This is a genomic window from Aeromonas genomosp. paramedia (genome assembly GCF_023093515.1).
GTDB lineage: Bacteria > Pseudomonadota > Gammaproteobacteria > Enterobacterales > Aeromonadaceae > Aeromonas.
Window position 1 is genome coordinate 118,236 of sequence record NZ_JAAROG010000011.1, and the last position, 13,456, is coordinate 131,691.

Annotated in this window: 12 protein-coding genes; 8 read left to right on the forward strand and 4 right to left on the reverse strand. The window is 61.6% G+C overall.

Going from position 1 to position 13,456, the window contains the following annotated elements; translation table 11 throughout:
- Positions 1 to 287: 287 nt before the first annotated feature.
- A complete protein-coding gene (locus tag HB860_RS07055; RefSeq protein WP_139434406.1) occupies positions 288 to 503 on the forward strand; it encodes a hypothetical protein in 216 nt (71 codons plus the stop codon).
- A gap of 4 nt (positions 504 to 507) precedes the next feature.
- On the opposite strand, the gene HB860_RS07060 is transcribed toward HB860_RS07055, so the two are convergent.
- Positions 508 to 1,098: a tetratricopeptide repeat protein gene (locus HB860_RS07060; protein WP_247626173.1), complete on the reverse strand. Its 591-nt coding sequence runs from the start codon at positions 1,096 to 1,098 to the stop codon at positions 508 to 510.
- A gap of 175 nt (positions 1,099 to 1,273) precedes the next feature.
- Between HB860_RS07060 and HB860_RS07065 the strand changes: the two genes are divergently transcribed.
- Positions 1,274 to 2,329 (forward strand): PA0069 family radical SAM protein, encoded by a 1,056-nt coding sequence (locus HB860_RS07065; RefSeq protein ID WP_202043642.1) that lies wholly within the window; start codon positions 1,274 to 1,276, stop codon positions 2,327 to 2,329.
- A 19-nt stretch (positions 2,330 to 2,348) separates the two neighbouring features.
- On the opposite strand, the gene HB860_RS07070 is transcribed toward HB860_RS07065, so the two are convergent.
- Together HB860_RS07070 and gyrA are read right to left on the reverse strand one after the other, a co-directional pair.
- Complete coding sequence (locus HB860_RS07070; protein ID WP_247626174.1) at positions 2,349 to 2,522, reverse strand: hypothetical protein; 174 nt, start codon at positions 2,520 to 2,522, stop codon at positions 2,349 to 2,351.
- Positions 2,523 to 2,803: 281 nt separating this feature from the next.
- Entirely contained in the window at positions 2,804 to 5,602 is a 2,799-nt protein-coding gene (gyrA, locus tag HB860_RS07075; protein WP_247626175.1) for a DNA topoisomerase (ATP-hydrolyzing) subunit A, read from the reverse strand.
- Positions 5,603 to 5,801: 199 nt separating this feature from the next.
- Here gyrA and ubiG point away from each other — a divergent pair, with 199 nt between their 5' ends.
- From ubiG to yfaE, 5 genes are all read left to right on the forward strand, one after another.
- Complete coding sequence (gene ubiG / locus HB860_RS07080; RefSeq protein WP_202045796.1) at positions 5,802 to 6,518, forward strand: bifunctional 2-polyprenyl-6-hydroxyphenol methylase/3-demethylubiquinol 3-O-methyltransferase UbiG; 717 nt, start codon at positions 5,802 to 5,804, stop codon at positions 6,516 to 6,518.
- Positions 6,518 to 7,201, forward strand: coding sequence for an HAD family hydrolase (locus HB860_RS07085; RefSeq protein ID WP_247626176.1), 684 nt, complete (start codon positions 6,518 to 6,520; stop codon positions 7,199 to 7,201). Before ubiG ends, HB860_RS07085 begins: the two co-directional genes overlap by 1 nt.
- A 668-nt stretch (positions 7,202 to 7,869) precedes the next feature.
- Positions 7,870 to 10,137, forward strand: a complete 2,268-nt coding sequence (nrdA, locus tag HB860_RS07090; protein WP_162519121.1) for a class 1a ribonucleoside-diphosphate reductase subunit alpha — start codon at positions 7,870 to 7,872, stop codon at positions 10,135 to 10,137.
- An 83-nt stretch (positions 10,138 to 10,220) separates the two neighbouring features.
- Positions 10,221 to 11,354 carry a class Ia ribonucleoside-diphosphate reductase subunit beta gene (gene nrdB / locus HB860_RS07095; RefSeq protein WP_247626177.1) on the forward strand — a complete coding sequence of 378 codons (1,134 nt, stop codon included), beginning with the start codon at positions 10,221 to 10,223 and terminating at the stop codon, positions 11,352 to 11,354.
- A gap of 73 nt (positions 11,355 to 11,427) precedes the next feature.
- On the forward strand, positions 11,428 to 11,748 hold the full coding sequence (yfaE, locus tag HB860_RS07100; protein ID WP_247626178.1) for a class I ribonucleotide reductase maintenance protein YfaE: 321 nt from the start codon (positions 11,428 to 11,430) through the stop codon (positions 11,746 to 11,748).
- Positions 11,749 to 11,859: 111 nt separating this feature from the next.
- On the opposite strand, the gene mltA is transcribed toward yfaE, so the two are convergent.
- On the reverse strand, positions 11,860 to 13,011 hold the full coding sequence (gene mltA, locus HB860_RS07105) for a murein transglycosylase A (protein WP_202045800.1): 1,152 nt from the start codon (positions 13,009 to 13,011) through the stop codon (positions 11,860 to 11,862).
- A gap of 150 nt (positions 13,012 to 13,161) precedes the next feature.
- Between mltA and HB860_RS07110 the strand changes: the two genes are divergently transcribed.
- Positions 13,162 to 13,413, forward strand: coding sequence for a DUF1289 domain-containing protein (locus HB860_RS07110; RefSeq protein ID WP_139434392.1), 252 nt, complete (start codon positions 13,162 to 13,164; stop codon positions 13,411 to 13,413).
- Positions 13,414 to 13,456: the final 43 nt, after the last annotated feature.

Here is a 13,456-nt window from a genome sequence, read left to right on the forward strand (position 1 = left end):
AGTTTCACCGTTCACAATACGGTTGCTACACAGCAGTGGTACACACCCTCTTGGGTGCGCAAGGCCATCAATTGACAGGTACAACGGGGGATTGTATCAGACGTCACGACCCAGACAAGTTGCCTTGCCGATTTTGTATACCATGAAGGGGAAAGCAAGGTGCGCCGTCATCAGTTGATTTGCCTGGCGTCACAGAGCAAATCGGGACGACGCATATGCGATACGGGTCCCGCCGCGCCCTCTCTGTGCTAGGTTTCCAGTGAGGCGTCTGCCTAAATGAGGAGAGCATGATGTACACCTATGACATTTCGTTTCCGGAGCATGCGGAGAAGATTGTCCACCCGGATCACCTGTTGACGACACACTGCCCCGTTCATCTCGGGGAGTTGGTGATCCTGAGCGATGGCAGCAAGCGCGAGGTATGCAGCATAGTGCACAGCGCCGATCGCAGCACCCTCTACGTCACCGACGTGACACCGGGCAAGATCACCGCCAGCCGCTGAGGGGCTAACCCTCCCCCAGCAGTGACTGGCCGTTGAAATCGAAGGCGCTGCGACCCTCCTCGGCCAGCGCCAGCTCCTGCAATACCGTCAACGCCAGCTTGTTGCCTTTTTGCGAGGCCTGATAGAGCCACTGCTTGGCCTCGGCCATGTCGACCCGACCGTTGGCCCCCATCAGATGCAGCACCCCCACCTTGAGCATGGCGGGCACGTCTCCGTTGCGGGCCGCCCGCTCCATCCAGTGAAAGGCGATACGCAGATCCCGTGGCACCCCTACCCCGCGCAGATAGAGCTCCGCCAGCCGGTACTGGCCAAACGCATCCCCCGCCTCGGCGGACTGACGATAAAGGCGGATGGCCTGCGCCAGATCCTGCTCGCTCCCCTGCCCCAGCTCATGGCTCCACCCCATCAGGGCCTGCGCCCTGGGTTGACCCTGCTCGGCCAGCGGTTGCCAGATGCCGGTCGCCTGCTCGAAGTGGCCCACCCGCCAGGCGCGGTTGGCCGCGGCCAGCGCCTGCTCGGTGGAGAGCGGGATCAGACGCCAGGCGACCAGGGCAATGACGGCGATAAACAGCCAACGGTAAGTGGTGGGACTCATGATGATTTCCGTGATCCAGTTCGCATTTTGTCTATGTAAACGAAATGTAGCGACAGATCAAGCAGGAGATCCCGTTCTTTGGCCGAGTGAAATAAGGGAAGAGTGGCCGGACTTGATGTTTGGCACCATCCCGAGCAGAATAACTGTATGTATAAACAGTACATGGTATGATGAGATGGCAGGACGAGGCAGCACCCACAATATCGAGCACCGTTTCAGCGGCCCGCAGATCGATGCCGTCGACGATGGCTGGCAGGCCGTGGAATGGGAGGCGGCATTTCGTGCGTCCCAACCCCGAACCGAGGTGCGGGAGATCCAGGCCAAGAGCATCATCAGCCACAACCTCTCGCCGGACGTCCCCTTCGGCCGCTCCATCAATCCCTATCAGGGGTGCGAGCATGGCTGCATCTACTGCTATGCCAGACCCAGCCACGCCTACCTGGAGCTCTCCCCCGGCCTGGATTTCGAGACCCGGCTGTTTGCCAAGCTCAATGCCGCCGCGCTGCTGCGCCGGGAGTTTGCCAAGCCAGGCTATCAGCCGCAGACCATAGTGCTCGGGGCCAATACCGATCCCTACCAGCCCATAGAGCACCACTATCGCCTCACTCGCGAGCTGCTGGAGGTGATGCTGGCCCATCGCCATCCGGTGGGGATCATCACCAAGAGCGCCATGATATTGCGCGATCTCGATCTGCTGGCCGAGCTGGCCCGGGAGGGGCTCTGCCAGGTGATGGTGTCGGTCACCACCCTGAACGAGACACTGAGGCGACAGCTGGAGCCCCGCGCCAGCACGGGAGCGGGTCGGCTCAAGGTCATCGAGAAGCTGGCACAGGCCGGGATACCTGTGGGAGTGCTGGCGGCCCCCATGATCCCGCGGCTCAACGAGCCCGAGCTGGAGCAGATCATCAAGGGCGCCGTGGAGGCGGGCGCCGGCTGCGCCGACTATATCCTGCTGAGACTGCCCCACGAGCTGACCACCCTGTTTTGCGACTGGCTGGAGGAGCACTACCCCGGCCAGAAGGAGGCCATCCTGAACCAGTTGCGGGCAAGCAGAGGGGGGGCGCTCAACAGCCCCGCCTTCGGGACTCGTATGCGCGGAGAGGGGCAATTCGCCGACTTGCTCGCCCAGCGCTTTCGGCTCATCAGCAAGCGACTGCAACTGGGCAAGCGCCATGTCGCGCTCAACACCTCTGCCTTCATTCGCCCCAACGAGCAGCTGCGCCTGTTCTGATGACTGCGGCTATCGCGGCTCAGCCCCTCGGCCTTGGCGGATGGGGGGGCATCGGCTTGCCCTGCGCGATAAGCTCCGCCGGCAGGCGCGAGGGCTCATAAGCCACCTCCTCCTGCTCGTCATGTGACATTGCCCTGGCATCCTCTCCCCACATCCGGCTCCACCAGATCTCCCACATGATCCAACTGGTCATACCCTGCTCCTTCTGGATGATATTGCCAACGCCGGACTCGGGCATGGTCGTGCCCTTGCCCCACCTGAACAGCCGCAGTCTGTCCCGCCGGGATGACAGCCAGATGACGCCGGGATGAAGGATTGAATGAGCAAGAGAGCCCGGAGCGGGAAAATCCGGCGCCAGCACAGGAGATGAACGCAGGCAGTTTCGGATGACCGAGCGCCGCAGGAGGGAGTGAAGGCAAGACAAACAAAAAGAGCGACCCAAGGGCCGCTCTTTTTTATCGAGGCAGGTAACGATTATTCGTCGTCAGCCGCACCCGCTTCGCTGGAGCCTGCATCGTCGGCAGCACCGGCGTCTGGCGCAGTCTCTGCACCTTCCGCCTGCTCGCCGTCGATGGCCATGCCCTCGGCGACCAGAGCGTCGTTCTCTTCCTCGTCGCTCTCGGCAATGCGCTGCAGGCCGACCACAGTCTCGTCTTCACCGGTACGGATCAGACGGACACCGCCGGTGTTACGGCCGATGACGCTCACCTCGGCAACACGGGTACGCACCAGGGTGCCGCCGTTGGTGATCAGCATGATCTGGTCGGTATCCTCGACCTGGATCGCATCGATCACCTTGCCGTTGCGCTCGTCCACCTTGATGGAGCGAACGCCCTGGGTACCACGGCTCTTGGTCGGGTACTCGTCCAGTGCGGTGCGCTTGCCGTAACCGTTCTCGGTGGCGGTGAGGATGGCACCTTCACCGCGCGGCACGATGAGGGAAACCACCTTGTCACCGGCGCCCAGCTTGATGCCGCGCACACCGGCGGCGGTACGACCCATGGGACGCACGCCCTTGAAGGTACCCTTGCTCTCGGTGCCTTCAGTGCCTTCGCCGTTGTCGCTGCCATCCTCGTCGTTGCCGGCGTCATCGTCGGTCTCGACGTCATCGCTGGCATCCGCATCGGCTGCATCGGCACGGCCGCTACCTTCATTGAAGCGAACCACCTTGCCCGCATCGGAGAACAGCATGATCTCGTTGCTGCCGTCGGTGATGTCTACCCCGATCAGCTCATCACCCTCCTTGAGGTTGATGGCGCGAATACCGGAGGAGAGCGGACGGCTGAAGTCGGACAGGCTGGTCTTCTTCACGGTACCGTTGGCGGTGGCGAAGAAGACGAACTTCTCGGCATCATACTCCTTCACCGGCAGGATGGCGGTGATACGCTCACCCTCTTCCAGCGGCAGCAGGTTGATGATGGGACGACCACGGGCGCCACGGGACGCTTCCGGCAGTTGGTAGACCTTGAGCCAGTAGACCTTGCCACGGGTGGAGAAGCACAGAATGGTGTCGTGGGTGTTGGCCACCAGCAGACGCTCCACAAAGTCCTCTTCCTTGATCCGGGTGGCCGACTTGCCACGACCACCGCGGCGCTGGGCCTCGTAGTCGGAGAGCGGCTGATACTTCACATAGCCCTGGTGAGACAGGGTGACGACCACGTCTTCCGGGGTGATCAGATCTTCGATGTTGATCTCGGCACTGGACATGCTGATCTCGGTGCGACGCTCGTCGCCATACTGCTCGCGCACGGCCAGCAGTTCATCGCGGATCACTTCCATCAGCCGTTCCGGGCTTGCCAGGATGAACAGCAGCTCGGCGATCAGATCCAGCAGAGACTGGTACTCTTCCAGGATCTTCTCGTGCTCGAGGCCGGTCAGCTTGTGCAGACGCAGGTCAAGGATGGCCTGGGCCTGGATCTCGGTCAGGAAGTACTGCCCTTCACGGATGCCGAACTCCGGCTCCAGCCACTCCGGCCGTGCCGCGTCGTCGCCCGCTTTTTCCAGCATGGCGGCCACGTTGCCGAGTTCCCAGCCCTTGGCAACCAGGCCCGCTTTCGCATCCGCCGGGGTCGCACTGTGGCGAATGAGCTCGATGATGGGGTCGATGTTGGCCAGCGCCACCGCCAGACCTTCCAGGATGTGCGCCCGATCCCGCGCCTTGCGCAGCTCGAACACGGTCCTGCGGGTCACCACCTCGCGGCGGTGCAGCAGGAAGGCATCCAGGATCTCTTTGAGGTTCATCACCTTGGGCTGGTTGTTATCGAGCGCCACCATGTTGATGCCGAACGTGGTCTGCATCTGGGTGTGCTTGTAGAGATTGTTCAGCACAATCTCGCCGGACTCGCCGCGCTTGATCTCGATAACGATGCGCATGCCGTCTTTATCAGACTCATCGCGCAGGGCACTGATGCCCTCGACCTTCTTCTCTTTGACCAGCTCGGCGATCTTCTCGATCAGCCGCGCCTTGTTCACCTGATAGGGGATCTCGTGAACGATGATGGTCTCGCGACCGCTCTTCTCGTCCACTTCCACCTCGGCCTTGGCCCGCACATAGACGGAGCCGCGACCGGTCCGGTAGGCCTGCACTATGCCGGAGCGCCCGTTGATGATGCCGCCGGTGGGGAAATCCGGGCCGGTGACATAGGTCATCAGCTCGTCAATGGTGAGGGCGCCATTCTCGATCAACGCCAGACAGCCGTTGACTATCTCGGTGAGGTTGTGAGGAGGAATGTTGGTCGCCATGCCCACCGCGATACCGGAGGAGCCGTTGATCAACAGGGTGGGTACCTTGGTGGGCATGACAGCCGGGATCATCTCGGTGCCGTCGTAGTTCGGCACCCAGTCCACGGTCTCTTTGTCCAGATCGGCCAGCAACTCGTGGGAGATGCGCGCCATCCGCACTTCGGTGTAACGCATGGCCGCAGCGTTGTCGCCATCGACCGAGCCGAAGTTGCCCTGACCATCGACCAGCATGTAACGCATGGAGAAATCCTGCGCCATCCGGACAATGGTGTCATACACGGCGCTGTCGCCGTGCGGGTGATATTTACCGATTACGTCACCGACCACACGGGCCGATTTCTTATAGGGCTTGTTCCAGTCGTTCCCCAACTCGTTCATAGCAAACAGAACGCGGCGGTGAACCGGTTTCAAGCCATCACGCACATCCGGCAGAGCTCGTCCTACGATCACGCTCATGGCGTAATCCAGATAGGAACTCTTGAGCTCTTCTTCGATGTTGACCGGCGTGATCTCTCTGGCCAGATCGCTCATAGAAAGCCTTAATCCCTAATTAGTTGTTCTTTGGCTTAAACAGCGCGACATGGTAACACACTGAGCCAAATACCTTAAGCCACAAATCCGGGTAACACGTCGGGCTGGTGTGCCCAAGTCCGTCCGTTATAATGCCCGCCAGGACAATAGATTGCGCGCGCCCTGCCCGCTGCGCGCCCTGCCACAGGATCATCAAAAAATGAATAGTGATGCCAATGTCGATCTGACAGAAATCGCCAAATTTGAAGCCATCGCCTCCCGCTGGTGGGACATGGAGGGCGAGTTCAAGCCCCTGCACCAGATCAACCCGGTGCGCCTTGACTGGATCACCGACAAGAGCGGCGGCCTGTTTGGCAAGCGCGTGCTCGACATCGGCTGCGGCGGCGGCATCCTCTCCGAGAGCATGGCCCGCCGGGGTGCTCGCGTGACCGGCATCGACATGGGCAAGGAGCCCCTCGGGGTCGCCCGCCTGCACGCCCTGGAGCAGGGTGTGGAGCTCGAATACCGTCAGATCACCGCAGAAGCTCATGCCGCCGAGGCCCCCGGCCAGTATGATGTGGTCACCTGCATGGAGATGCTGGAGCATGTGCCGGATCCCGCCTCCGTGCTGCGGGCCATCGCCACCCTGGTGCGCCCGGGGGGCAAGGTGTATGTCTCCACCATCAACCGCAACCCGAAAGCCTACCTGATGATGATCCTGGGGGCCGAGTACCTGCTGAAGATGGTGCCCAAGGGCACCCATGATCACAAAAAGTTCATCACCCCCGCCGAGCTGTGTCGCATGGGGGAAGCCGCGGGCCTCTTGGTGCGGGACATGAGCGGGGTGCACTACGCGCCGCTCTCCAACAGCTTCAAGCTCGGCAGGAACGTCGACGTCAACTACATGGTGGCCTTCGTGCGCCCGGAGTCAGTCTGATGAGCACCGACAAGGCGCCCCTGCGCTGCGTGCTGTTCGATCTGGACGGCACCCTGCTCGACACGGCCCCGGATCTCGGCGCCGCCGTCAACCATGTGCTGGTGAGCGAAGGCTTTGCCCCGCTGCCCGAGGCCATCATCCGCCAGACCACCTCCCACGGGGCCCTCGGGCTGCTCAAGGCGGGCCTGGGGGAGGATCTGCTGGAAGAGCTGGGGGCCACGCGCCTTCGCACCGCCCTTCTCGACCATTACGCCGCCAACCTCTGCGTCGGTACCCGTCCCTATGAAGGGATGCTGGATCTCATCGAATGGCTCGATGAGAAGAAGCTGCCCTGGGGCATAGTCACCAACAAGCCGGGCTTTCTCACCGAGCCGCTGCTGGCCGCCCTGCCCGAGCTTGCCAGCTGCGGCGTCACCGTCAGTGCCGACACCCTGCCGGTACGCAAGCCAGACCCCGCCCCCATGTTCTTTGCCTGCGAGCGGCTCGGGGTCGAGGCGAGCCACTGCCTTTATGTAGGGGACCATGTGCGCGACATCGAGGCGGGGCGCAACGCCGGCATGCTTACCGCGGTGGCGGGCTGGGGCTATCTGAGCGATGACGAGGATACCGCCGACTGGGGCGCCGACCTGCACTTTGATACGGTACAGGCTCTGCACCACTGGCTGCGCTACGAGCTGACCTGAGCCAAACCAGCATTGCACTGCATAAACGGTATAAGTGGACCATCGGGGTGCGGATCTGCAGTTCGATGCCGTACGAGGTAGGCCCTGCACCACTGGCTGCGCTACGAGCTGACCTGAGTCATCCCTGCTCTGTATGACGCCATAGATGGATCATCCGGGCAGCTTTAACGCCAAAGGGTTCCCAGATGAGCACGACGTTCACTCACCGGGCCGCACATTGGCAATGACAAGGGGCGCAGATGTGCCCCTTGTTTTGAGAGGATGACAAGTGCGCGCCTGCGGGGACAGGACAGCTTTTGACCCTGGCTGCACAAGGGATAACCAGGCTGAATTTGCTAGTAAAAACACCCCGTTTTCGCAAGCAAAAAAAGTTATTTAAATTTTCCATCTTCGATCATCGGACTTGCATTTGCCGGATCGGACGGATGAAAACCCACTCACTGTGAGCAGTCACTAACTCGAACCCGAACACCCACAATTTATCCACAGCTAATGCGTTATCCACAGATTGCAATGCCGTGCCGACCTCACTATCTTGTAGTTCGAATTTAAAATAACACTATATCTTGTGATTCATGGCGCACTTCGCCCCCAGGCCACCCTCAAGAAGGGAACCCTGGATGCTGGGCGCCATGGTTTTTCGGGAATCAACTAAAGGTCATCAGCCAATGAACTTGTTTGTGACGAAGCGTAACGGCCACAAAGAACCCATCGATCTGGATAAAATTCACCGCGTGCTCGACTGGGCCGCCGAGAAGCTCGACAACGTGTCGGTCTCCCAGGTGGAGCTCAAGTCCCACATCCAGTTCTATGACGGTATCCGTACCGCCGACATCCACGAAACCGTCATCAAGGCCGCTGCTGACCTGATCTCCGAACAGAGCCCGGATTACCAGTACATGGCCGCCCGCCTGGCCATCTTCCACCTGCGCAAGAAGGCCTACGGCCAGTTCGAGCCGCCCCACCTCTACCAGCACGTCGCCCGTCTGGTGGACATGGGCAAGTACGACAAGCACCTGCTGACCGACTATACCCAGGCCGAATTCGAGGAGCTCAACGCCCACCTCGACCACTGGCGTGACATGGACTTCTCCTACGCGGCGGTCAAGCAGCTGGAAGGCAAGTACCTGGTGCAGAACCGCGTCACCGGCGAAATTTACGAGAGCCCGCAGTTCCTCTACATCCTGGTGGCGGCCTGCCTCTTCTCCAAGTATCCAAAAGATACCCGTCTGGACTACATCAAGCGTTTCTACGATGCGGTCTCGACCTTCAAGATCTCCCTGCCCACCCCCATCATGAGCGGCGTGCGCACCCCGACCCGTCAGTTCAGCTCCTGCGTGCTGATCGAGTGCGATGACAGCCTGGATTCCATCAATGCCACCGCCAGCGCCATCGTCCGTTATGTCTCCCAGCGCGCTGGCATCGGCATCAACGCCGGCCGCATCCGTGGTCTGGGCAGCCCCATCCGTGGCGGCGAAGCCTTCCACACCGGCTGCATCCCCTTCTACAAGTACTTCCAGACTGCCGTGAAGTGCTGCTCCCAGGGCGGTGTGCGCGGCGGTGCGGCCACCCTCTTCTACCCCCTGTGGCACACCGAGGTGGAGAGCCTGCTGGTACTGAAGAACAACCGCGGCGTGGAAGAGAACCGGGTCCGTCACATGGACTACGGGGTGCAGATCAACAAGCTGATGTATCAGCGTCTCATCAAGGGCGGCGACATCACATTGTTCTCCCCGTCCGATGCACCTGGCCTGTACGACGCCTTCTTCGCGGATCAGGACAAGTTCGAGCAGCTCTACGTCAAGTACGAGCAGGATCCGTCCATTCGCAAGAAGACCCTCAAGGCGGTGGATCTCTTCTCCCTGATGATGCAGGAGCGCGCCGGCACCGGTCGCATCTACATCCAGAACGTGGATCACTGCAACACCCACAGCCCCTTCGATCCGGCCGTGGCCCCGGTGCGCCAGTCCAACCTCTGCCTCGAGATTGCGCTGCCCACCAAGCCGCTCAACAACGTGGATGACGAAGAGGGCGAGATCGCCCTGTGCACCCTGTCTGCCTTCAACCTGGGTGCCATCGAGAAGCTGGAAGACCTGGAAGAGATGGCGGATCTCGCCGTGCGCGCCCTGGATGCCCTGCTCGACTATCAGGACTACCCGCTCAAGGCCGCGATGAAGGGCAGCATGAACCGCCGCACCCTGGGGATAGGCGTCATCAACTACGCCTACTACCTGGCCAAGAACGGTGCCCGCTACTCCGACGGTTCCGGTCTGGCCCTGACTCACCGCACCTTCGAGGCGATCCAGTACTACCTGCTGAAGGCGTCCGTGCAGCTGGCCCGCGAGTTCGGCCCCTGCCCGGCCTTCAACGAGACCACCTACGCCCAGGGGATCCTGCCCATCGATACCTATAAAAAGGATCTGGATGTGCTGTGCAACGAGCCGCTGCACCTGGACTGGGAAAGCCTGCGTGAAGAGATCAAGACAGTGGGTCTGCGCAACTCCACCCTGACCGCCCTGATGCCGAGCGAGACCTCCAGCCAGATCTCCAACGCCACCAACGGCATAGAGCCGCCCCGTGGTCTGGTGTCGGTCAAGGCCTCCAAGGACGGCATCCTCAAGCAGGTGGTGCCCGAGTACCATCGCCTGAAGGATCAGTACGAACTGCTGTGGAAGCAGCCGAGCGTCGATGGCTACCTGCAGCTGGTCGGCATCATGCAGAAGTTTGTGGATCAGGCGATCTCCGCCAACACCAACTACGACCCGGCCCGTTTCGAAGGCAACAAGGTCCCGATGAAGCAGCTGCTCAAGGACTTGCTGACCGCCTACAAATACGGCCTCAAGACCCTCTACTATCACAACACCCGTGATGGTGCGGACGACGCCCAGACCGATCTGCAAGACGACGGTTGCGCCGGCGGGGCTTGTAAAATATAAGTCGCAGCACGATCTGATGAACCGGGCGGGAGCATGAAGCTCCCGCCCTCCTGTTTCCTCTCATTCAAGACATTCAAATCACCATGGCTTATTCAACTTTCTGCCAGACCCAGAACGACCAGCTCAAGGAGCCGATGTTCTTCGGCCAGTCGGTCAACGTGGCCCGTTATGATCAGCAAAAGCACGACATCTTCGAGCGGCTGATCGAGAAGCAACTCTCCTTCTTCTGGCGTCCGGAAGAGGTGGATGTGTCCCACGATCGCATCGACTACCAGGCCCTGCCGCCCCACGAGCAGCACATCTTCATCTCCAACCTCAAGTACCAGACCCTGCTGGACTCCATCCAGGGTCGCAGCCCGAACGTGGCGCTGCTGCCCCTGGTCTCCATCCCGGAGCTGGAGACCTGGATCGAGACCTGGGCCTTCTCCGAGACCATCCACTCTCGCTCCTACACCCACATCATCCGCAACATCGTCAACAACCCGGGACAGGTGTTCGACGACATCGTCACCAACGAACAGATCCTGAAGCGCGCCGGCTCCATCAGCCACTTCTACGACGATCTGATCGAGGCAACCGCGCTCTATCACCTGCACGGTGAAGGGAGCCACAAGGTGGGCGGCCGCGAGGTCTCCATCAACCTGCGGGAGCTGAAGAAGAAGCTCTATCTGTGCCTGATGAGCGTCAATGCCCTGGAGGCGATCCGCTTCTACGTCAGCTTCGCCTGCTCCTTTGCCTTCGCCGAGCGCGAGCTGATGGAGGGCAACGCCAAGATCATCAAGATGATCGCCCGCGACGAGGCCCTTCACCTCACGGGGACCCAGCATATGCTGAACCTGATGCGTACCGGCCAGGACGACCCCGAGATGGCCGAGATTGCCGCCGAGTGCGAGCAGGCCTGCTTCGAGATCTTCAAGGAAGCGGCCGAGCAGGAGAAAGAGTGGGCAGAGTACCTGTTCCAGGATGGCTCCATGATCGGTCTGAACAAGGACATCCTCTGCCAGTACGTGGAGTACATCACCAACCTGCGGATGGCGGCGGTCGGCCTGCAGCCAGCCTTCATTGGCGCCAAGCAAAACCCCATCCCCTGGATCAACACCTGGTTGTCCTCCGACAACGTGCAGGTGGCCCCCCAGGAAGTGGAGGTGAGCTCCTATCTGGTCGGCCAGATCGACAGCGAAGTACACGCAGACGATCTCGGTGATTTCGAGCTGTGAGTCAGCTGCCCGAACCGCTGGCCAGTCGCACTCGCAGCGAAGTGCACCCAGACGATCTGGGGTACGCCGCGCCGTGAGTGACGCCACCAACACGCTGTCCCCCGCCCCCTGCTCTGCCCCCGCGCAGAGCGAGGCGGGCTCGCCACGGGTGCATACCCGGGATGACGTGCTGCACGCCCATCCCGGCGAGAGCCTGCTGGAGACCCTGGAGCGCCACGGTCACAGGGTGGAGTTTCAGTGCCGCAGCGGCTATTGCGGCGCCTGCCGTACCCCCTTGCTGGCAGGCACAGTGCACTACCCCAGCGTGCCGCTGGCGTTTGTCTCCCCAGGGGAGTGCCTACCCTGCTGCTGCAAGCCGGTCGGGGCCATCCGGCTGGATATCCAGAAGGGCTGACGCCCAAGCTGGCAACTCGAGCAAAACAAAAAGCCGCCGGAGCAATCCGGCGGCTTTTTGTTGCGTCATCTGCAGAGGGCGCCCTGTGCAGGCGCCCGAGCCATCAAAGGGTCACAGCCAGGGGGCGGCGGTCGGCCCGTGGTGCAGGCCCAGCTTCCAGACCCGGCCGAAGTGCTTGTAGTGACCGGCGGCCACCCCGGCCTTCTCCCCCATGCCGTGATAGAGATCGAGGTGACCCTTCTTCACGGCGCCGCCCACGTCCAGCGCGATCAGCAGGCGCAACTGGTGTTTGCCGGTCCAGTTGCCCGCCTTGTCGAGCAAGGGCACTTCCGCGAGGATCGGGGTCCCCATGGGCAGCAGGGTCTTGTCGGCGGCCACCGCCGCCATGGGCAGCAGCGGAATGCCGGCGGCGCCCACCACATCGTTGGTGGGGCGACGCTCGAAGAAGACGTAGGAGGGGTTCTGCTCCACCAGCTCCTTGACGTTCGCCTCCGGCTGGCGGCTCGCCCACTCCTTGATGGCCTTCATGGACATCTGCTCCTTGGGCACCTCGCCGCGGTCGATCAGCACCCGGCCGATACTCACGTAGCCGTGGCCGTTCTTGCCGCCGTAGCCCAGGTATTGCAGCCTGTCGTCATCCCCGTAGTGGACGAAGCCCGAGCCCTGCACGTCCATCAGGAAGTTGTCGATGAGGGACTTGCTGTAGCCAAGCTCCAGCCCACGGTTGGCCAGTGCCCCCTGATGGATCTCGGCCCGGCTCGGGCAACGACCGCCACATCTGGGCATGGCATAGATGGGGTACTTGTACTTGGCATCCGGGCGATGACGCACCTCCAGCACCGGCGAGTAGTAGCCGGTGAAGAGCACGTTGCCCATGCGATCGGCGCCGCCGAGCTGGGCCAGGCTGATGCCGTACTGGGTGATATGGGCAGGATCACCGCCATTGGCCACCCAGCGGGAGAGCTGGCGATAGAGCTCGCCGTAGCGACGGGTCATCTTGCCGGAGCGCTCCAGCACCAGCCGGCTCTGGGGGCCGAACTTGCTGTAGTCGGCGCGCTGATGGCTGTTGACCCGCTCCACCCGCACCAGATCCCCGGGCAGGGCACCATCCAGATACTGCTTGCCCAGATTCTCCGGCACCTCGCAGTTCAGAAAACATCCGGATTCCGCCTTCTTCTGGGGCACCTTGGCGGGTTCAGGGTTGCCCGCACAACCGGCCAGTCCCACCACGGCGGCGGCCAGCCAGTACGCATGTTTATTCATATGTCCTCATATAACACCGAGCATCATGTTCGGCGGGGAAGATGCCAAATTTGCCGGGGGAAAGCAAACGCCATCCGCCCCCGGACGCCCTATTTCTCCAAAGGGGATCTTCTGGGTTATAACAAGGTGACAAGATGTGAGAGGTCGTGGATGGAACAGCTCGAAATCTTCCCCCTGACAAGCCCCTGTGTCGGGGTCTGTGAAGTGAACAACAAGGGATATTGCAAGGGGTGCCTGCGCAGCCGGGAGGAGCGCTTCAACTGGCTCGTCATGACCCCGACCCAGCAGCAGGAGGTGATGCGCCTGTGCCGCAATCGCAAGGCGCGGGTCGAAGCCGCCCGTCGCAAGGCCAGAGAGGGTGAGCCCGTCGAGCCGCCATCGCAACCTGGCTGGGATTTCTGACCCCTTCCCTGCCCTCTTTCTGCCCACCAAAACAGAGGCGGCC